Here is a 20903-nt window from a genome sequence, read left to right on the forward strand (position 1 = left end):
GCGGTGCGCTCCACGCACCTACCGACACGGCCCACTGCGCCTCGGACACGGCCGGGCCGGCGGACCATCTGGCCGCGGCCCGGATCCGCCCAAGTGCGGGCGCACCAGGCCCTGCCAACGCTCCGGAAGGAAACACCATGGCCTCAGCCAGTGAGCGGGCCCCGGCCCGCGGCATCGCGCGGGAGCACCAACGGGCCGGCGGACCCGGACTCCTCCGCCCCCGCGTCACCAGGACCGCGCGAGGACGGTGGCGGGCATGAGCGCTTCCGACGCCGGGACCGGCCTGGCGTCCGTCCGCCCGCAGTCCCGCGCGCAGGTCGCCGCGAGGGGCTGGGCACTCGCCGGGGCCATGTGTGTCGCGGCCCAACTCGCGCTCCTCGTACGGTGGGTGGCGGACGAGGGCTACCGCCTGACCGGGTCCCGCCCCGCCGCCACCACCACGGCGTTGGTGCTGCAAGGGGTCTTCACCGCACTGGTGGTCATCACCCTGGCGGTGCTCGTCGGCTGGGTCTGGCGGCAGAGCCGCGCGGAGGGCCGGCTGTCCTTCGACGCGGCGGCCGTCATCGGCCTGCTGCTGTCCACCTGGCTCGACCCCGTGCAGGACTACGCCCGTCCGGTGTTCGTGCAAAACCTCCAGGCACTCACCCCGGCCGGCTCCTTCGGCCCCTACCTGCCCGGCTGGCAGGGCGAAGCCGCCCACACCGTCAGCTGGCTGTGGCTGCCACTGCTGCCCATGTACGGCGCCTTCTACGCCGCCATCGTGCTGATCAGCAACCTCATCCGGCGCGCGGGCACCCATCGCCCCCACCTGTCCACGGCCCGGCTGTACGGCCTGGGCTACCTCATCTCCTACCTGACGGTGGCACTGCTCACCCAGATCTACCCCCTGCTCGCCGTCGGAATCTGGGGGCACGCCATCCCCCAGCTGACCCTGTTCGCCGGCCACTGGTACCAGTGGCCGCTGTACGAGGCCCCTGTCACGGCCCTGGTGGTCCTGCTGCCGGCGATCCTGCGCCACCAGCACCTGACGCGAGGTCAGAGCGTGGTGGAACGCGGCCTGGAGCAGCTGGCGCCGAGGAGGCAGTCGTGGGTGCGGCTGCTGGCGGTGACCGCCTGGATGAACGGGGCCGTCCTGCTCTACATGCTGGTCCAGATCCTGCTCTCGCTGGTGCCCGGCAGCGGGCCGGACAGCCTGCCCGCCCACTTCACCACCACCCCGTGACCGCCACCGGCCTCCGCACGGGGAGGACGCGATGACCCGCACCACGCGCTGGGACAGCGCCCTGGTCCTGGGCGGCGGCTACGCGGGCCTGCTCGCCGCCCGGGTGCTGGCCGGACACTTCCGCCGCGTCACCGTGCTCGAACAGGACCGCCGCACCGACGACGGGCACCGCCCGGGCGTCCCGCAGGCCCACCACCCGCACGCCTTGCTGGCACGCGGCGCGCAGGAGCTCGAGAAGCTCTTCCCCGGGCTCCGGACCCAACTCCTTTCCCACAACTGCCCGGTGGGCGACTTCGGCGCGATGACCCGCATCAGCTTCCCCGGCGGATGGGCGCCGCGCGCACCGGCCGGCTTCGACGTCCAGTTGGTGGCACGGACCATGCTCGAACAGATCCTCCGCGACCGGGTGGCCGCTCTCGGGCCGGTGGTCCTCGACCACTGCGCGCGCGCCGGTCGGCTGCTCGTCGACCACGCGAGCGGGCGCGTCTCGGTCGGCGTGCACCGCCGTGGCGAAGGGGAAGACCGGGAGGAACTCGTCGACGCGGACCTGGTGGTCGACGCCACCGGCCGTGGCAGCAGGATGCCCCAGTGGCTGTCCCAGGCCGGCTACCGGTGCCCGCCGAGCCTGGTGGTCGACGGCCACGTCGCCTACAGCTCCCGCCGCTACACGCTGACGCCCGTCCCGGGCCGGGACTGGTCGGCCTCCTACCAGCCCGCCCTCGCGCCCAACGCCCCGCGCGGCGGCGTCCTGGCCCGGATCGGCACCGACCAGTGGCTCCTGGCGCTGATCGGCGCGGCCGGGCACACCCCGCCCACTGACGACGTCGGCTTCCACGACTACGCCGCGAACCTGGCCAACCCCGACTTCGCCCGCATCATCGACGACGGCACACCGCTGGGACCGGTGCGCCGCACCCGCGCGACGGCCAACCGCTGGCACCGCTACCACCGGGTCCCGAACTGGCCCGGGCGCCTCCTGGCCCTCGGCGACTCGGTCTGCGCGCTCAACCCCGTCTACGGCCAGGGCATGACCGTCGCGGCCCTCCAGAGCACGACACTCGACACCCTCCTCGCCGGCCGCCGCCCCGGGCAGCCACCGGACGTCGGCCCGGCCTTCCAACGCGCCGCCGCCGCACTCGTGCGCGCACCCTGGCTGCTCAACACCTCCGCCGACCGGGCCTGGGACACCCAGGACACCCCACTCGCCAGCCGCCTCGCCACCGGCTACCTCAACGCCCTGACCGCCCGCATACCCCACGACCCCGCTCTGTTCCTGCGCTTCGCCCGCACGATGAACATGCTCGACTCCCCCCTCACCCTGGCCACCCCGGCCGTCCTGGCCCGCCTCGCACTGCCGTCCGCACAGCCCCGGCACAGTGCCCGCCAGAACCCCGGCACGACGCCGCTGCCGTGACCACGCCGACGACGCCCGCCGCACGACCACGAAGCCGCAGCAGGGCTCACGGGTGAAGGCCGAACCCATCGGACGCCGCATCCGTGGCGGAGCTCCCGGCCCCAGCGGACAGTGACCGGGCCCGCCGTCGCCTGGAGGAGCCGGGCCCTGGGCGGGCACAGGCGTGGACTGAGACTGCGGGCCGCCCGCCGTAGACGGCACGCTGGTCGCCGTGAGCGAGCACAAGCCCACTCAATTGGGTGCGGGTGCGCCTGTCTGCCCGCGGCGAACCGCCCATCGGAGGCGCCGGCCCAGGTACCCCGCCACGCGCCGCCGACTCCAAGCCGTCGCGTGGTGTCCGATCTGTCGCGGCACTGCGCCCAAGCCGCTCACGGCTGCTTTCAGGATATGGTGCCAACCACCATGGCATTGAGGTCAGTTGGGAGCCGCCAGCAGCAAGGCCATCACGATACTGTGGACCTGATCGCCCCTTGCGGCCACAGAAAGGCGTATGCGATGAAGGTGTACAAGATCGTAGTGATCCACAATGGTGAGGAACCCCAGCCCAGTGAGGTTCAGGTGATTGCCGACTACGTGCAGAGCAACCTGGGGCACGACATCGCGGGTGCCGTGCTCACCGTGTCCCGGATTCGCGCGACGGTGCCGAGCAACGACCTGATGATGGCGGTCTTGGCCAGGATGGACGCGGAGGGAGAGCTTCCCGGCGGGAACATCTCCAATGCTCTCCTGCAGGAGCTGAACACCACGAAAGGCAAGGTCGCCCTGGGGATCGTGCCCTGGGCGTAGGCCCCTCCGCTGTGTTGGCATCCGGGCCCGCGGTGCGGCGGTGGGCAAGGCGGTGCGGTGACCACTCGGCATGTTCTACTGATTCCCTCTGCCGAGTGTAGTTGACTGCGCATCAGTTGCCATTGAAGCTTCTGGTGTCGGGGTTCGGGATCGCACTGGGGGTTGTATGTCGTTGTCGGAGCGCGGGGAGGGTGACGGGCTTCCGGCCGGCGTTCGCTTCAAGCAGACCGAACGGACAGGCCAGGCCACTTACCACGTCTACGGCGGGTTGAGCCGGCGGGCAGCGCTGGAATTTCTTCGTGGGGCCCATGTCAAGAACGAGCTGGTATACACCATCGTGGAGACCCCGGAGGGCAACTTCGGGCGGGACCTCATCTACCTGTTCGATGAGGCCAACGGCGAGCCGATCGAGTTGGCGGAGCGGCCGCGGAGCCAGAGCCCTTCGCCGTCGGGCACGCGGTGTGCCTGGTGCGACTTCTTCGTCGTGCCGTACAGGCTGCCGATCAATGACGAGATGGCCAGCTCGGTGTCCGTGCATTTCACCTACGACAAGCTCGCGCTCCTGGTGAAGACAGGCGGCGGGCTGCGCTGCGGTGCGTGCTCGATACTGCAGTGCGCCGTGTGCAGTGGCATCGACCAGACCGGCGGTACGGCGGTCGCAACCACCTGCCAGGTCTGCGGAGAAGGGATGGCGGTCCATACCGCTGTCGGCCCTGTCGAGCACGCGGTTACGCCGGGCGGGCCCGACGCGGAGCAGACGGTCACGCTGCCCGCAAGTCCGATGGGGGACGAGCTGTGGGGCATGGCGCCGCTGCGTCTGCCATGGAACATCGATGTGGCACGGTTCTTCGGGCAGCGCACACTGCCGTACGTATGGCCGGAGGACGCTCGCCACACGGAGTACATCGGCAGTGGGGAGCGGGCCCAGGCGCTCCTGCGCGCCAGTTGGACCAATGTCTTCCTTCATCACCCCAACCCCGAGGTGGCGTTGGGGTGTCTGCACAGCGCACCGCCCGACGGGATGCCGGCCCTGGCGTCGCTCGCCGACCTGCTGGCCTCGCCCACGGCCGAGCCACGGGTCAAAGAGGAGGCATCGAGGGCGCTTTGGCGGCTGAGCGACGGGCTGGTCGGCCACACGCTCAACGTCCTTCTGTCGCGGGGCCTGATCACGTCCGGCTATGACACGCACTCGGTTCACCAGGCGCTGGGGCATCTCCGTACGGCCTGTCCTCCGAGTCGGTGTGCCTGGTTCGAGGAGCAGTTGGTGCGGTCCGAGGACGACTGACCTCTGGGCGCCAGGTGTCAGACGCCGATGTGGACGTAGGACGCCCACAGGAACGGGTTCTGGAGTGCGTCCGGGGTGCCGTCTCCTCCGCGGGCGCGGAGGGTCGCCCGATGGAGGGCCTGTGCTGCGCGGCTCACATCCAAGTCGCCTTCCGGCGTGCGGAGTCGGGCATAGAAGTCGTCGGCGATGCGTACCGACAGTTGATCGTCGATCTCCCACAGCGTGCTGATGACGTGTGGGAAGCCGGCGATATGGAACGCCGAGGCCAGATGGATCGACTCGTCGAGCAGGCGCACCGGCTGGGTCGTCGCTGTGCTGCACGCCGACAGGTAGGCGAGCTGTGCCCGGCCCAGCTCGACCGGGGCCAGGCTCGCGGCGGTCAGCGGGTCGTGTTCGTGGTCCCGTAGCAGGAGCCGGCTGCGTGAGGGCTGGCGCGGGTCGGTGGCGCCGTGGCAGGAGAAATGGGCGATCGGGTGGTGAGGGAGGCGGGCGAGGACGGCAGCCTTCGTCGGCTCCGCCGCGGCGCCCAGCGCGGCCTCCTGGTCGGCGAGCACGGTGAGTTCGGGCAGGTGGCCGCGCAGCACCCCGACCTCCTCCGTGACGTGCGGCAGGCGGCCCAGGCCAGGAAGTCCCGGCGTGGCCGGCATCGCCACCACCAGCGCCGAAAGGGCCGGCCCGCGTCGCGCGGGTGACGTGCTCTGTCTGGTGTGGATGACTGTGCGAAGGGAGGGGGCGTAGGAGGAGACCACGCGGTCGATGACCGTGCGCGGGCACTGCTCGCGGGCCGCGGTGGTGTGGTGGCCCGCGGCGTGGATCGGCAGCAGGCTCAGCAGGCCGCAGGGAACCCACCAGACACGGGGCCAGGGCTCCGTGCCTGCAGAGCGGCCGGTGCGGTGGCCGAGTTCCTCCAGCACCGGGGCCGCGATGGTGTCCCACAGCCACTCCAGTACGGAGAGGATCCGGGTGCCGCCCCGCTCCTCCGCTGCCGCGTCCCCCGTCAGGATCAACTGCCGGGCCGCCAGGAACGCCGAGGCCTGGGTGGCCACGTCGTCCATGCCGGCCTGCGGGAGCGGCAGCGCCGTGACCCCGTGCGGGGTGACCAGGAGGGCATGGCTCCCATAGGCGCTGGCGTTGAGCACGACCACCGGCCCTGCCTGCGCCGCGCCGAGCAACTCGTCGGCGTTGGGCGGCAGACCGAACGAGCCGAAGCCGGCGAGCGCCCTGATCCTGGCCAGCGTGGCGGCGAACTCCGCAGCGAGTTCGTGCCGTTCGCGGCCGCCGGGCTGTGGTGCGGCCGTGGGAGTGCCGGGCTCCGCACCGCCCGACGACGGGCCGGCTTCCCAAGGCTGGTCGAGCAGATCGCGGAGTTCGACGAAGCGCGTGGCGAGCTCCGGGTCTCTGAGGCGCAGGGCGGACAGGTCGTCGCGGCCGTCGAGCGCCTGGCTGATAAGGACCCCGCGGCCGGCCTCCAGCAGGCTCAGAGCCCGCCGCGGCCGGTCCGCCGTAGGCAGCCGCGGATCGGCCAGGACGAGCGAGGCCGCCTCGCCGGCCAGTCCCGCCAGGCCGCCCAGCGCGTACTCCTGGTCGCTGCGGGCCAGGCGGCGGGGGCTGACCTCCGGCAGGAGCCGTACCGCGTTCTGGAGCAGGTCCGTCGCACGCGGCACTTCGGATGCGGCGACCAGGTCAGCGGCGGCGGCCCTCGCGCAGCCGAGGCGTTGCAACACCGGCGCCGCTTCCACAGCCGCGGCCTCGACATCCGCCGCCGTCGCGGCGCTCCGGTCGTCAGGGCTGCCCGTGTACGCGTGGCGGGCGCGCAGGGCGGCACCCAGGTTGGCAAGGAACCGGGCCCGCTCCGGGTGGCTGCCGGAGATCAGCGACACACTTCTGCGGCCCGCGGCCACCGCCTCTTCCACGTCCTCGGGACGCCCGGTCCGTGTGTGCCTCTGTGTCAGGGCGTCCGTCAGGTTCGAGAGGTACCGGGCCAGATCATCGGCCTCCCGACCAATCGACGCCGCCACCGCGTGACGCGTCACGTCGATCCCCTCGTCCAGATCCTCGGGCCGGCCGGCGTACTCGAACCGCGCCACCAGGACGTTGCCGAGATTGGACAGGTGCATCGCCCGGTCGGACCTGTGGATCCCGGTCGCCATCGCCTCACGGCAGAGGGCTACCGACGCCTCGATGTCGTCCCGGTCACGCGTCCGCCGGGACCGGGCCCACAGCAGAAGGCCCAGCGCGTTGAGCACCGTGGCACGCCGTCTGCGGTCGAGGCCGGGGTTCTGCAGCTGCGCCCGCTCGTGGCGGATCGCCTCCTCCAGGTCCGCGACCGCCCCGGCCTGCCTGTGGCGCAGGAACAGCAGGCCCGAGAAGTATGCAGGCCCGGGCCGGTTGTCCTGCGTCCGGGCCAGACCGGCGCGGGTGAGCACGATGGCCTCGTCCAAGTCCGCGACCGTCCCGGTCGCCTGGTACCTGTACGCCAGGGTCCCCACGAGGATCAGTTCGGCGGGCGCCTCGGCGCGTCCGCTGGCGCTCTCGGCGAACGCGCGTGCGAGGCGTACGGCTTCGTCCAGATGCTCGGTGCTCCCCGACAGGCGCGCCCTGAGGGTCAACTGGTCCACCCGACTGGCCAGATACGCCTGCCGCTCGGGATGGTCCGCGGGAGTCATGTCGAGGGCCGCGAGGCTGCAGGCCAGTGCCTCGTCCAGGCCCTCCGGGTCGTGGGTCACCCTACAGCGGTCCGCCAGAGCGCCGCCGAGACCGTTCAGGCTCATCGCTTGGTCGCCGCCTTCGCGCGGGCGGGCTTTGACCGCGCGCCGGGCGACGGCGACGGCCTCCTCGATCGGCTCGGTGCGTCCGCTCTCCATGACGAGGAGGCGCAGGCTCTGGACCAGATTATGCAGCGCGTGCTTGCGCGAGGGGCCCGGCCGGCTCAGCACGACTGCCGTGCGCTTGAGGTCGATCGCCTCCTCCAGGTCCTCGACCGACCCGAGGTATTCGAACCGCTCGTTCAGCGCCGCGCCGAGATTCGCCAGCGCGGCGGCGCCGTCAGGCGGGCGCGAAGGCGGCAGGCCCGCCGCAGTACGGGCCACCTCGATCGCCTCGTCGAGATCCGCCTTCCGCTCGGCCACCCTGAACCGCTCCAGGAGCAAGGCCGCGAGCGCCGAGAGACAGGCGGTGTCCCTTCGGGCAAGAGAGATGGCCTCGCGCCCAGCGGCGATCGCAGGTTCCAGGTCCGCCGCATCTCCGGACTCCCTGAAGCGCAGATGCAGCGCACCGAGAAGCCGGTAGAGATGCGGTACGCGGCCGGGGTCGTCGGCCGGCAGCGCCGCGACGGCAGCGCGGAACGAGGAGATCGCGCAGTTCAGCTCCGCCAGGGAACGGGTTTGCTCGAAGCGACTCCAGGCGGAATCGCCTGCCTCTGCATACGAGTTCGCCTCATCGAAGGGGGACACCCGGGCAGCCCATCACTTCAGGGCAGGAGGATCCGCTGGGGATCCTCGCGGATCAGACTGAGCATCCGGTCCAGTTCGGCCGGTTCGATGCCGGCCGGCACCTCGAGCCTGGCCCCGGACGCGAGCTCGATCACGATGCGCTGCCCCTCCTTGGCCGCGCCGCGCCCCAGGATGCCGGTCACCAGCGTGGTCAGGGCGGAACTCGCGGCGGCGATGGTGGCCACGAGAATCGCGGCATCCCCCGTCCGGAACCTCGACGACCGCTGTTCCAGCTCCACCGAGATCCCGGAATTCCAGGATCCGTCACGGCTCAGTTCGCCGTACACGTCCTCCGCAGCACGCGAATGCGACGCGACAATCACACGCCACTTGGGCAGCTCCAGAACCATCCCCCAGTCCCTCCCCAACGTGATCAACACAGGGTGCACAGAACCCAGTTGTTGGTTGAGTATGGCACGGGGCGGCAATCCCTGATCACAAGACGTTTCCACGCAACAGAGGCACTCGTGGCGAAGCTCCATGCGAACTGTTTTGCGGCGAAGTCGAGCGTCACACCACCGCAGGCCGGCCCGCGGCTACGAACACCGCCCGGCCTCGGCCAAGTCACCTCGAAGCGCCGAAGGCCGGAACGGAGCTTGCCAAGGCCGCGGATGTCGGGCTGACCTCGGCGGGAGATGACGGGCACGATCCGACGGCCGGTCACCTCGTGGCGGACGGGCCGGCACCACCATGAGCTGGCCCGCAGGGCGAAGCTGCCCAGGATCTGTGCGGGCGCACTCGCGGTCTGGCCAGGGAAGGTCCGGGTGATGACGCCGGTCCTGTGGTCCAGATCCCAGCGGCTCGCCCGGGATGGGCACGGGACCGACCCGTGCCCATCCGGGGCCGGTCAGGGCCGGCGGGCGGCCAGGAGGGCGTAGCCGACCGAGGGGAGTTCGCCGAACTGGAAGAGGACCTCGGCGAGCTGCTCGACCTGTTCGGCCGGCAAGTAGGCCCCCCAGCTGTCCTTGTTGCCCCGCAGACCCTGGGCGAGGACGTCGAAGCTGCGCTTGACGTGGGGGTGGATGTCGGTGAACTCCACCGGTTCCAGGCCCGCTTCGCGCAGCAGGTCCTGGTACTCCTCAGTGTGGCGCAGCCACTGGTACTGCAGCAGGTTCTTGAAGCCCTCGACGACCGGCAGGGCGGGGCCGGGGACCGGGCCGCGCAGGTAGGCGTCGCTGATGACCAGGTGGCCTCCAGGGCGCAGGACCCGGGCGACCTCCCGGAGGACCTGGAGCTGGTCGGTCATGTGGCCCATCGACTCGATGGCCATGGCCGCGTCGAAGGAGGCGTCGGGGTAGGGGAGAGCGCAGGCGTCGGCGTAGTCGAAGGCCACGCGGCTGGTGTGGGCGCCCTTCTCGGCCCGGGTGCGGGCGGTGTCGATCTGTCCGTGGCTGATGGAGACCCCGGTGATGTCGAGGCCCAGGGTGCGGGCCAGGTGCAGGGCGGGGCTGCCGTTGCCGCATCCGATGTCGAGGACGTGGTGGCCGGCGGTGGCCTGCAGGCGGGCTCCGACCTGGTCGGTGAGGTGGTTGGTGGCCTCGGCGACCGTGCTCTGGTCGTCGGGTTCGGCCCAGTAGCCGAGGTGGAGGTTGCCGCCGAGGATGTCGGCCAGCGACTCGGTGACCTCGTCGTACATCTCTCCGACCGCTTTGCCCGAGGGCGCCTGGTTGGTGGTCATGGCTGTGTCCGTCCTTTCGTTGATTCGCGCTGTGTCCGCTAGGTGTTGATGGCCGGTCAGCTCTCGCCACCACCCCTGGACGGTGGCGATGGGCAGGGGTTGGCTGCTGTCGTCCGTGGGGTGGTGGGTGAAGGCGCTGGGCAGGGGCGCCGGGTCGGAGGGTGTGGTGTATCGCTGGGAGGTGAGCGCCCAGTCCTGGGCGGCGCGGATGAAGGTGCCCAGGTCCTGGACGTAACGGCGCTGAGTGGTGGTCAGTTCGCCATCGTGGGTGTCGCGAAGGCGCAGGAAGTTCACGATCACCCGGTCGCGTTGGGCTATGACCTGCGACAGTGCCTGCGAGGCGGGGGCGCCGTCGGTGGCCTGGACGACGCGGACCGCGTTCATGCAGTACTGGGGGGTGCGGCTCTCCTTGTGGAAGGAGAGGATGTCGTTGTCCCAGCCGATGACGAACAGGCACATCTCGGTCAGCGCCTTGACGGTGGGGTGATGCCGCTCGGCCGGGCTCAGTTCGTAGCCGCCGGCCATCTCCAGGAACGGCTCCACCGCGGTGGCCGCACCGTTGTAGAGGCGGATGAGGGCGTAGTCGCTGAGGTCGGGCAGGCTCTGGTGGCTGCGGTGGTGGGCTTCCCAGATCAGCGACAGGAAGTACTCCCGAGTCCCGTCGATCCACCGCGCCAGCTGACTGGGCCGCACGTGTGCGGACAGTCGGCGTTGCAGGTCCCGCAGGCCCTCGGCGAGCGGGTCGCCGGGCAGGAGGGGCAGGTCCGGGTCCTGGGCGACGCGCAGGAGCCGGGAGAGCGAGGCGGAGAGCGCGCCCGGGTCGTGTCCGAGCGGCCCGTCCTCGCAAATCCCGTCGTCGACGCCGAAGAGCCAGATGATGAACTCGCCGAGCACCTGGACCACTTCTTCGTTGCCGTCGGGCAGAACCCTGGCCGCGAAGGTCCCCATGTCCTGCCGCACCAGGTGGGAGCGCAGCCGGTCAGAGCCGATGCGGTGCCTCAACGCCCAAGCGGTGCTGCGTTCCTGGACGCTGCGGTGTCTGGGGTGGATCCCCGACGGGAACGGTGAATAGAGTTCCGGTATCGCAAGGTTCTGCTGCAGAGCGCCCATCAGTCTCCTTCCGGGTGAGAGGGGTGACTTCCGCGCCGGGTCCGTCACCGATTCCGTGGCGAGGCCGTCGAGTGCGTGCTGTGGATGCCGCCAGGGCCGCCTGCGGTGGTGTGAGTGCGCGGTGCTCGAAGCCGGCTTCGCAGAAGTGGCCCGGATCCGGCAAGGGTGTCCGCTGCCAAGAACCCGGCGTGTCCTCTGACCCCGTGTCGAAAATCCGGCTGCTCCACCTGGTGCGTTTCCCAACTACACACCCGCGGCTGGTGGCGGGGAAGTGGCGGCAACCGCTGGAGGCGTTGAATCTCCCACGTGTTGAAATCTCCGGCACGGCTTTGAGCGGGGCAAGACCGAGCCGAAGGCGGGTCGGACCTCGGGGTCCACAGAGCGGACCCCCAGCAGGCCGTGCGGTGACGGTCACTCGGCGGGCTCGCCCGGTCCGGCTTCCTCGGCGAGGCGCACGGCCTCCTCCAGGAGGGCTTCGACGATCTGTGATTCGGGGACGGTGCGGATGATCTCGCCCTTGACGTAGATCTGGCCCTTGCCGTTGCCGGAGGAGACGCCGAGGTCCGCTTCGCGGGATTCGCCGGGGCCGTTGACGACGCAGCCCATGACGGCGACGCGCAGGGGGATGGGGAAGCCCTCGAAGGCGGCCTCGACCTGGCGGCTGAGGCGGTGGATGTCGACCTGGAGGCGTCCGCAGCCGGGGCAGGAGACGATCTCCAGCTTGCGGGGGCGCAGGCCCAGGGACTGGAGGATGTGGTTGCCGGCTTTGACCTGGTCGACCGGCGGGGCGGAGGTGGAGACCCGGATGGTGTCGCCGATGCCCTGGTGCAGCAGGATGCCGAACGCCACGGCCGACTTGACCGCTCCCTGGAGTTCGGGCCCGGCCTCGGTGACGCCGAGGTGCAGGGGGTAGTCGCAGGCCTCGGCGAGGAGTTCGTAGGCGGCGATCATGGTGCGCGGGTCGTGGTGCTTGACGGCGATCTTGAGGTCGCGAAAGCCGTGCTCCTCGAACAGCGAGCACTCCCAGAGAGCGGATTCGACCAGGGCCTCGGGGGTGGGCTTGCCGTACTTGACGAGCAGTCGGTTGTCGAGGGAGCCGGCGTTGACGCCGATCCGGATCGGGATGTGCGCGGCGGAGGCGGCCTGGGCGATCTCCTTGACTTTGTCGTCGAAGGCTTTGATGTTGCCCGGGTTGACGCGGACCGCCGCGCAGCCGGCGTCGATCGCGGCGAAGACGTAGCGCGGTTGGAAGTGGATGTCGGCGATGACCGGGATCGGGGACTTGCGGACGATCTCCGGCAGGGCCCGGGCGTCGTCCTGGGAGGGGACGGCGACGCGGACGATGTCGCACCCGGCGGCGGTGATCGCCGCGATCTGCTGGAGGGTGGCGTCGATGTCGGCGGTGAGGGTGGTGGTCATGGTCTGCACCGAGATCGGCGCGTCACCGCCGACGGGTACGGAGCCGACCTGGATCTGGCGGGAGTTCCGGCGTGGCAACTGGGATGGTGGCATCGGGTCTCCTTCGGCTGCTCACGTAGGGGAAAGGGGTCACTTGGCCCGGGCGCACAGGACGGCGTCCACGATCGGCTTGGCGCTCAGCCCGGCGGCCGCCAGCAGCTCCGGCCGGGGGCCGTGCGGCAGGAAGCGGCCGGGCAGCCCCAGCGAGGTGACCGGCACCCGGGAGCCCCGGTCGGCCAGCGCCCGGGCGATCGCGTCACCGACGCCGCCGTTGCGGATGTTGTCCTCGACGGTGACCACCAGCCGGTGGGCGGTGGCCAGGTCGAGCAGCTCAGCGGGCACCGGCAGGACCCAGCGGGGGTCGACGACGCTGACGCCGATGCCGGTGTCGGCGAGGTACTGGCCGGCTTCCAGGCACTCGGCGGCCAGCGGGCCGACCGCGACCAGCAGCACCTCCTGGACGGCTGAGCGCAGCAGCAGGTCGACCGGCCCGAGCTGCCGCACGGCCGGGATGTCCGCCCCGGCGGCGGACTTGGGGAAGCGCAGCGCGGTGGGGTGCTCCTGCTCGTCGACCGCTTCGGCGAGCAGGGAGCGCAGGGAGGCCGGGTCGCGTGGGACGGCCACGCGCATCCCGGGTACGGACGCGAGCAGGGAGATGTCCCACATGCCGTGGTGGCTGGCGCCGTCGGGGCCGGTGACCCCGGCCCGGTCGAGGACGAAGGTGACGGGGAGCCGGTGCAGGGCGACGTCCATCAGGACCTGGTCGTAGGCCCGGTTGAGGAAGGTGGAGTAGACGGCGACCAGCGGCCGGGCCCCGGCGCCGGCCAGGCCGGCCGCGCTGGCCACCGCGTGCTGCTCGGCGATCCCGACGTCGTGGAAGCGGTCCGGGAAGCGCTCGGCGAACCGAGCCAGGCCGGTCGGCCCCGGCATCGCGGCGGTGATGGCCACCAGGTCGGCGTAGTGCGAGCCGAGCCGGACCAGCTGGTCGGCGAACACGTCGGTCCAGGTCTCCTGCGGTACGGCGGAGCGGGGGCGGCCGGTGAGCGGGTCCAGGACGCCGACGGCGTGCATCTGCTCGTCCAGGTCGGCGAGGGCGGGCGGGTAGCCGTGGCCCTTGCGGGTGAGCACGTGGACCACCACCGGCCGGGCCAGCGCGCGGGCTTGGCGCAGCGTCAGGTCGAGGGCGGTCAGGTCGTGGCCGTCGACGGGGCCGAGGTAGGCCAGGCCCAGCTGCTCGAACAGGTTGCCCGCCGCGGTGCCCGCCCGTAGGGCGGCAAGGTGGGCGGCCAGCGCGCCGGCGGTCGGCGCGTAGGAGCGGGTGTTGTCGTTGAGGACCACCACCACGGGCCGCTGCGGGGCGGCGCCGAGGTTGTTGAGCGCCTCCAGGGCGAGGCCGCCGGTGAGCGCGCCGTCGCCGACCACGGCGACCACCGCCCGGCCGCTCTCGCCGCCCAGTGTCCGGGCCTTGGCGATGCCGTCGGCGTACGACAGCGCGGTGGAGGCGTGGCTGTTCTCGATCACGTCGTGCGCCGACTCGGTGCGGCTGGGGTAGCCGGAGAGCCCGCCGCTCTGGCGCAGGGTGTCGAAGTCGTGCTGGCGGCCCGTCAGCATCTTGTGCACGTAGGACTGGTGGCCGGTGTCGAACAGCAGGGTGTCGTCCGGCGAGGAGAAGACCCGGTGCAGCGCGATGGTCAGCTCCACCACGCCGAGGTTGGGGCCGAGGTGGCCGCCCACGGCGGTGACCTTGTCGATCAGCAGGGCGCGGATCTGCTCGGCCAGCAGCGGGAGGACGCCCGCCGGGAGGTTCTTCAGGTCCTCGGGACCCTCCAGGGTCCCGAGCGGCTCGGGCAGCGCCCGGTCCCGGTCGGTGTCGAGCGGGCTGGGTGCGGTCATGACGGGTCCCTCACTGGTGCCGGCGGCGCGAAGTTGACGTCCTCCACGGTGGTGGTCAACTCCTCGACGGTGACCGCGCCGTGGGCGCCGAGCGCCTCGATCACCCCGGCCACCAACTCCGGGGGCGCGGAGGCCCCCGCCGAGAGCCCGATCACCCGGGCACCGGCCAGCCAGGCCGGGTCGATGCCCGAGGCGTCGTCGATCAGGTGGGCCTGGGTGCCGCCGCGGCGGACCACCTCGACCATCCGCACCGAGTTGGAGGAGTTGGCGGAGCCGACCACCAGGACCAGGTCGGCCCGGTCCGCCACGGCCTCGACGGCCAGCTGGCGGTTGGTGGTGGCGTAGCAGATGTCGTCCCCGGGCGGACTCTGCAGCAGCGGGAAGCGGCCGCGCAGCGCCCGGACCACCCCCGCGGTCTCGTCGACGGCCAGCGTGGTCTGGGTCAGGTAGGAGACCCGGGAGGGGTCGGCGACCTCCAACCCCGCAGCCTGCTCGGCCGTCTCGACCAGCAGCATGGCCTGCGGCGCCTCGCCGAGGGTGCCCTCCACCTCCTCGTGGCCGGCGTGCCCGATCAGCACGACGGTGTCGCCCCGCGCGGCGAACCGCCGGGCCTCGGAGTGCACCTTGGTCACCAGCGGGCAGGTCGCGTCCACCACCGTCAGCCCCCGCTCCCGGGCCTGCTCGCGGACCTCCGGCGAGACGCCGTGGGCCGAGAAGACCACCGTGGCACCCTCCGGGACGGCGTCCAGCTCCTCCACGAAGACCGCCCCGCGCGCGGCCAGGCCGGCCACCACGTGGGTGTTGTGCACGATCTGCTTGCGGACGTAGACCGGGGCCCGGCGGCCGGGCGCGTCCAGCAGTCGCTCCACGGCGTGGATCGCCCGCTCGACCCCGGCGCAGAACGATCGCGGCGCGGCCAGCAGCACGGTGCGGGAGGGCAGTTCGCCGGTCGGCTCGGTGCTCACAGCTTCCTCCGGGTGATCAAGGCCGCCAAGGCGCGCAGCTCCGCGTCGTCGCTGGTGGGCGGCAGCGAGCCGTCGAGGATTCCCAGCGCCGAGGCGGTGTAGAACTGCGCCTTCTCCTGCGCCCAGGTGCGGCCGCCCGCCTGGGCGACCAGGTCGCCGGCACGGGCCACTTCGGAAGTGGTCAGCGGGCGGCGCAGCGCGTACAGGGCCCGGAGCCGCCGGGCGGGTTCCGTCCCGGCGGCCAGGGCGGCGACCACCGGCAGGGATTTCTTGCGGACCTGAAGGTCGGCGCCGGCGGGCTTGCCGGTCACCGCCGGGTCCCCCCAGATGCCCAGCAGGTCGTCCACCAGCTGGAAGGCCAGGCCGAGGCGGCGGCCGAACGTGTCCATCGCGATCACCACCCCGTTCGGCGCTCCGGCCGCCAGGGCGCCGAGCGCGCAGGACAGGCCGAGCAGTGCGCCGGTCTTGCCCTGCGCCATCCGCAGGCATTCGGCGGTGCCGACGTCGTCGCGCTGCTCGAAGGCGCAGTCCAGGTGCTGGCCTTCGCACAGCTCGATCACGCAGGTCCCCAGTCGGCGGGCCGCCTCAGGCGGCGCGGGGCGGTCCCGGTCGGCGAGGACGTGCGGGGCGAGAGCGAGCATCGCGTCACCGGCCAGGATCGCGTCGGCGGTGCCGAACGCCTTCCAGGCGGTGGGCCGGTGACGGCGCGTCTCATCGCGGTCCAGTACGTCGTCGTGCAGCAGGGAGAAGTTGTGGACCAGCTCCACGGCGGCGGCCGCGGGGACCGCGTCGGCCGTGCGCCCGCCGGCCGCCTTGGCTGCGGCCAGCGCGAGCGCCGGGCGCAGCGCCTTGCCCGAGCCTGCGGACGACGGGCGGCCGTCAGACTCCCACCAGCCCAGCTGGTAACCGCAGATCAGCCGCATCCTGGCGGGCGTCTCCTGGACCGCGGTCTGCAGCAGGGCATCGACGAGCCCGCGCGCCCGGTCCAGGAGCGGCCCGCTCGGGTGTGCGTCGGACTCGGCAGCGGTGGCCGTCATCGCCCTTCCCCTTCCCATCCGTTGAACGATGGTCAGGGCGTCACCAGGCGTACTTGCCATGGCGGCCGGCCAGCGTCCACAGTGTCAAGTACGCGCCCTGTTCCGGCCGCGCGGAAGCGATCCGGTGACGCCAGATGTTGAAAGCGCCCGGCCGTTGAAAATCTGATCGGCCATCAGTCATGAGCTGTGATCAGGGGGATAGCGTGGATTCGCATCGGACACCGAACCTCAGGCTGCGCGCTCTGCTCGACGAAGCGGGCTGGACGGGGCAGCAGCTGGCCTCCTCCGTCAACGCCGAGGGCGCCCGATCCGCCATCACGGTGCGTTACGACCGGACCGCGGTGGCGCACTGGCTCGCGGGCACACGGCCGCGTGATCCGGCATGCGAGCTGATCTGCCGGGTCCTCGCCGGGGCGCTCGGCCGCGAGATCGGGCTCCAGGAGGCGGGCTTCGCCGGTGCGAGCGGGCCCGTCGAACAGGCCCCCGCTGTCGTCCATCCGCACGAGCGGCTCAGGGAACTCATGGAGAGCTCTCCGGGTGCCAGGCGCGCGCTGCACCGGCTGCCCTACTCGCCGGCCCCCGACCTGCTGGCATCCGCCGGCCAGCCCCGCGCGGAGGACTCCCGTCACCGGATCGGGATGGCCCAGGTCCGCGCCGCCGAACAGATGGTGGCACTCCTCGCCGACGCCGACGAGATCCTCGGCGGCGAGCGGGTGCGCCCCGCCCTGACCACATACCTGTCCACCGACATCGCGACCCACCTGGCGGCATCCGCACCGCCGGCGGTCGGCCGTCGGTTCCGCCAGGCCGCGGCGGACCTCAGCTACCTCGCCGGGTTCACCTCATTCGACGCCAACCTGCACGGCGCCGCGCAGGCGTACTTCCGGATCGCCGCACAACTGGCCGCCGACGTGGACGACCGTCCGCGCTACGCGATAGCCCTGCGGCAGATGAGCGTGCAGGCGCACTTCCTGGGCGACACCCGCCAGGCACTGCACCTCGCCCAGGGAGCCGGCCGCGAGATCGACAGTCTCCCGCCGGAGTCCGCGGCGTTCGTCATCGGGCAGGAGGCTCTCGCCCTGGCGACCTGCGGGCAGCGCCGCCACGCGCTGGAGGACCTGGGCCGCGCGGAGCGCCTTCTGGCGCGAAGCGAAGGCAGCGGGCCGGTACTCGGCGGCTACCACCAGGCCGCCTTCGCCTTCCAGCAGGCCGAGGTGCTCGCCGCCGCCGGCGACGTACCGGGCGCCTGCGGGGCGCTCGCCGCCTCCCTGCGGCACCGGCCCGCCTCAGAACGGCGGGCTCGGATGCTGACCACCTCGCGCCTGGCGGGGCTCCAGCTCGGCCAGGGCCACCTCGAACTCGCCTGCTCGACCTGGGACAGGTTCCTCGACGACTACCCGCACGTCTCCTCGGCCCGCGGCGACGGCGCCCTGCGCGAACTCCGCGCAAGGCTGCGTCCGTACACGCGCGAGCCGGCCGCCCAGCGGCTGCTCACCCGCGCCGCGCGGCTTACCCAGCCGAGCACTGGGCGTCCCACAGCAGCCCCAGCGACGGTGCCGCCCCCGCGCACACCTGCGGCCAGCCGGCCCTCACCGACCACGTCCTAGGGTCGCCGTGATCGGCCGAAGTGACAAGAAAGCCGGGACGCGGCCCGCTGTGCGGACGACGCGGCCTGGGCTCCGGGGGAGCCCGACGCCCAGGCCACGCCGCACACCGCACTGAGGGCCGTGATGACCGGCCCTCCACCGTTCGGCCGCGCGCAGACCAAGGCCACCACCGCGCCTGCTCGGAGGCCGGCCACCTGGAGCAGCGGCTCGCCGGGGCGGGCAAACCGTCACTGTGTAAAAGTGACGCTACATTGAGTCACGGCGCTACCAGTGGTGGTAGCCCGCCGGGATCCGAACGGCTGTACTGACGCTGAGCCGGACTCGGACATCGGCACAAGCGGCACAGCAGGGCGGTCGGACCGTCCTGGAGGAGTCGGCGATGGTCTTCGTGGGGGTTCACCGCGAGTGGGGCCGCGTCGACGTCACTCAGGAGGATCTGGGATGCGGCCGGCCGCGCGAGGCCATCTACAGGAGCAGGAGGCCGGTGCCGTTGGCCTGTGGCGAGTGCCGGTGGCAGCTGCACCTCGTCCACAAGGAGTACGACGCGTACGACCTGTGGTTCCTGCGGCACGCCAGGAACGGGCCCCACTGCGCGGCTGGTGCCGCCGGCGAGGGCGGACGGCACCACCTCCTCAAACTCGATCTCGCCCGCCACGCACGAGCCGCCGGCTGGACCGCGAAGTTCGAGGTCGCTGCGCCCGACGGCTCCTGGCGGGCGGATGTCCTGGCCACGTCCCCCAACGGGACGCGCCGGGTCGCCTTGCAAGCGCAGGGGCCGGCCACCCCCACCATCGACATCGAAGCCCGCACCGACCGCTACCGGACCGGCGGCATCGACATCTGCTGGTTCACCGACCGCAAGTCCGCCCCCCTGGACGAACGCCGTTCCCTCGGTCCGGATCGCACGACCGGCCGACGGCGGCCCCGCCGAGGTCACCGCCGGAACCGCCCTGTTCGCCGCCGCGTGGTGCCCAGCGCGCGAGGACTGCGGAATCTGCACGTGCGCGGCCTGCGGGCCGGGAATCGACGAAGCGCTGCCGTGCGGCGGCCACGGCACCTGGCAGCCGGCCCGCCCGATCACCCTCGAGCGGTTCGTCACCGCGATCTGCAACGCCACCACCCGCCCTCACCAGCTGCGAACCGGCAGCTGGGGCGAGGGCGCCCTCTGGCAGTGGATCACCCCCCACTGCCACCACCTGGAGGAGCAGCAGGTCCGGGCCCAGGCCCGGCGCCAGCAGTCCATCGACCTGAAGTCCGAGTCCAAGCGGGGCCACCGGAGCCCAGTCGCCGCACTCCTCCAGCGCCAGAAGGCACTCACCAGGCCGGTGATCGAATTCATCCACCAGGAGACGGGCCGCTATCCCCGTATCGCCGAACAGGGCACCGCCGACTTCGCCATGGGCGTCGCCGTCTATGTCCGAGAGCGCCCGTACGCCGTCATCTGCCCCGCCGCCGCGCGCGTCACCGCGATCCGCAGCCGCCTCGCCCCGCTGCTCCTCATCGCCGCGACGGAACGCGAACGCCGCCGCATCGCCGCCCAAGCCGGCCCCGGGCAGCGCATCGAGGTCATCGGGCCCGTCCCCGCCGCGATGGCTGAAGCAGCACAGCCGCAGCACTGCGTCCTCACCGCCAACCAGACACTGAACCGGATGATGAGCCTGGACCGCCTGTAGTGCGAGCACCGGGACGACGGCGCCGGACGGCCCTGCTGCGCAGCGCCCGGCACCGGACAGGTCTCCGGGGCTGGCTGCCGTGGAGACCGTTGTGCGGCGTGCACCGGCGGGTGCCCCGGGCCAACGGGGCCCGGCTACGGGGATGGACGGATCCGGCGAGGGGTTGTCCGGGCTGATTGCCGGAGCACAGGCGCCTGGGAAGACCTTCGTGCAGGTGCCTTGTGACCGCTATGCCCTCGGGTCGGGTACGTGGTGCCGGGCCGGCTGGGTGCAGTGGGTGTGCTTCCTAGTGCGGCGCAGCACGGCGGTGGCCGTGGCGAGGACCACGCCGGTGTTGCGGAGCAGGGCGTGGGCGTCGATGGGGGTTCGGCTGTAGAAGGCCGGGGCGGGTACGGCCGTCCAGGGCAGGGCTGCCGGGGCGATTCCGCCGGCCCGGAGGGGGTCGATGTCCGGCCGTGCGAGGTGCAGGAGGTAGGCGAGGGCGGGCCGGGCGGCGGAGGCGTCGAGACGGGTCAGCCGCCGGCCAGGTACCGGCCCGTGGTGGTGCGTCAGGCCGGTTGGCGTTCGCGGGTGCTGGCGCTGTGTCAGCTCCGCCCGTCCTGGCCTCCGCCCGTACCGGGTGCCTCCGGCCCCCAGGCCGGGCTCGGTGCGTCAGCTCCGGCCCCGGCCCTCGGGCTCCCGGCTTCCGGGCCGTAGTGGTGGTTGCTGGTGCGCCGGGTGGCCGTCGGGCGGCACCCGGCGTCCGAGGGGGCCGCAGGCCACCGTCACTGCCCCTGCTCTGCCACACCCGCCCTGCCACAGCCCCGTCACCGGCCTGCAACCACCGCCCGGGCGCCCCGGACCCTGCGGCGGGCCTGCCACCGGCCTGCTTCGGGGCTGTCAGGTTTCGGCTTCCCGGGCCCTGTCGGTGCGGCCGTCAGGCCGGACCTCCTGCGGCCGCGGGCGGTCGTGTCCGTCTCTGTTGTTACAGGTCTGTCGGTTTCTCGCCGGGTTCGAGGGTGCGGACGGTGACGAGGGTGTGGATCCGGGGGCGGCCGGTGCTCTCGTCGCTGGTGTAGGTGGTGGCGACGCGGAGGGTCAGGACCTCGGTGTCGTGGAGGGTGACGATCTGTCCGACCGCGGGGACCGGCAGGACGCCGGTGATGTCGTAGGCGACCAGGTCCCGGTCGTCGTGGATCGGGCTGACGAACGTCATGGCGTGGGTGGGCACCAGGCCGGTGGTGGTCGGAGGCCGGGCGGCGTCGGCCATTATGATCTCGTCGTACGACACGGTGGATCTCCTTC

General features: G+C 72.1%; 14 protein-coding genes and 1 pseudogene. 7 read left to right on the plus strand and 8 right to left on the minus strand.

The features are described 5' to 3' along the window. Positions 1 to 256 precede the first annotated feature (256 nt). From ABT118_RS05720 to ABT118_RS05735, 4 genes are all read left to right on the plus strand, one after another. Positions 257 to 1222 carry a spirocyclase AveC family protein gene (locus tag ABT118_RS05720; RefSeq protein ID WP_350645175.1) on the plus strand — a complete coding sequence of 322 codons (966 nt, stop codon included), beginning with the start codon at positions 257 to 259 and terminating at the stop codon, positions 1220 to 1222. A 31-nt stretch (positions 1223 to 1253) separates the two neighbouring features. Next, positions 1254 to 2636, plus strand: coding sequence for an NAD(P)/FAD-dependent oxidoreductase (locus ABT118_RS05725; RefSeq protein ID WP_350645176.1), 1383 nt, complete (start codon positions 1254 to 1256; stop codon positions 2634 to 2636). A gap of 453 nt (positions 2637 to 3089) precedes the next feature. Next, positions 3090 to 3422 carry a hypothetical protein gene (locus ABT118_RS05730; protein WP_350645178.1) on the plus strand — a complete coding sequence of 111 codons (333 nt, stop codon included), beginning with the start codon at positions 3090 to 3092 and terminating at the stop codon, positions 3420 to 3422. Between the two features lie 166 nt (positions 3423 to 3588). Further along, positions 3589 to 4707, plus strand: coding sequence for a hypothetical protein (locus tag ABT118_RS05735; protein ID WP_350645180.1), 1119 nt, complete (start codon positions 3589 to 3591; stop codon positions 4705 to 4707). Between the two features lie 17 nt (positions 4708 to 4724). On the opposite strand, the gene ABT118_RS05740 is transcribed toward ABT118_RS05735, so the two are convergent. The 7 genes from ABT118_RS05740 to ABT118_RS05770 form a co-directional block, all read right to left on the minus strand. Further along, positions 4725 to 8159, minus strand: a complete 3435-nt coding sequence (locus ABT118_RS05740; RefSeq protein WP_350645182.1) for a CHAT domain-containing protein — start codon at positions 8157 to 8159, stop codon at positions 4725 to 4727. A gap of 17 nt (positions 8160 to 8176) precedes the next feature. Next, on the minus strand, positions 8177 to 8548 hold the full coding sequence (locus tag ABT118_RS05745; RefSeq protein WP_350645184.1) for a hypothetical protein: 372 nt from the start codon (positions 8546 to 8548) through the stop codon (positions 8177 to 8179). A 497-nt stretch (positions 8549 to 9045) separates the two neighbouring features. Further along, entirely contained in the window at positions 9046 to 10986 is a 1941-nt protein-coding gene (locus ABT118_RS05750; RefSeq protein ID WP_350645186.1) for a selina-4(15),7(11)-diene synthase, read from the minus strand. Positions 10987 to 11397: 411 nt separating this feature from the next. Then, positions 11398 to 12498: a flavodoxin-dependent (E)-4-hydroxy-3-methylbut-2-enyl-diphosphate synthase gene (gene ispG / locus ABT118_RS05755; protein ID WP_350645188.1), complete on the minus strand. Its 1101-nt coding sequence runs from the start codon at positions 12496 to 12498 to the stop codon at positions 11398 to 11400. Between the two features lie 36 nt (positions 12499 to 12534). Next, positions 12535 to 14337, minus strand: a complete 1803-nt coding sequence (locus ABT118_RS05760; protein WP_350645189.1) for a 1-deoxy-D-xylulose-5-phosphate synthase — start codon at positions 14335 to 14337, stop codon at positions 12535 to 12537. Beyond that, positions 14334 to 15302: a 4-hydroxy-3-methylbut-2-enyl diphosphate reductase gene (locus ABT118_RS05765; protein WP_350645190.1), complete on the minus strand. Its 969-nt coding sequence runs from the start codon at positions 15300 to 15302 to the stop codon at positions 14334 to 14336. The genes ABT118_RS05760 and ABT118_RS05765 overlap by 4 nt, the downstream gene beginning before the upstream one ends. Further along, positions 15299 to 16339, minus strand: a complete 1041-nt coding sequence (locus tag ABT118_RS05770) for a family 2 encapsulin nanocompartment cargo protein polyprenyl transferase (protein ID WP_350645191.1) — start codon at positions 16337 to 16339, stop codon at positions 15299 to 15301. Before ABT118_RS05770 ends, ABT118_RS05765 begins: the two co-directional genes overlap by 4 nt. Positions 16340 to 16542: 203 nt before the next feature. On the opposite strand from ABT118_RS05770, the gene ABT118_RS05775 reads away from it, so the two are divergent. From ABT118_RS05775 to ABT118_RS05780, 3 genes and pseudogenes are all read left to right on the plus strand, one after another. After that, complete coding sequence (locus tag ABT118_RS05775; RefSeq protein WP_350645192.1) at positions 16543 to 17946, plus strand: NsdA family TPR-like regulatory protein; 1404 nt, start codon at positions 16543 to 16545, stop codon at positions 17944 to 17946. Positions 17947 to 18325: 379 nt separating this feature from the next. Then, positions 18326 to 18796: pseudogene (locus ABT118_RS32710) on the plus strand (competence protein CoiA family protein); the annotation flags it as partial. Positions 18797 to 19271: 475 nt separating this feature from the next. Then, positions 19272 to 19619: a hypothetical protein gene (locus tag ABT118_RS05780; RefSeq protein WP_350645193.1), complete on the plus strand. Its 348-nt coding sequence runs from the start codon at positions 19272 to 19274 to the stop codon at positions 19617 to 19619. Between the two features lie 964 nt (positions 19620 to 20583). Here the strand turns inward: ABT118_RS05780 and ABT118_RS05785 are convergent. Further along, entirely contained in the window at positions 20584 to 20889 is a 306-nt protein-coding gene (locus tag ABT118_RS05785) for a hypothetical protein (RefSeq protein WP_350645194.1), read from the minus strand. Positions 20890 to 20903 lie beyond the last annotated feature (14 nt).

Source organism: Kitasatospora sp. NPDC002040, assembly GCF_040296785.1.
GTDB lineage: Bacteria > Actinomycetota > Actinomycetes > Streptomycetales > Streptomycetaceae > Kitasatospora.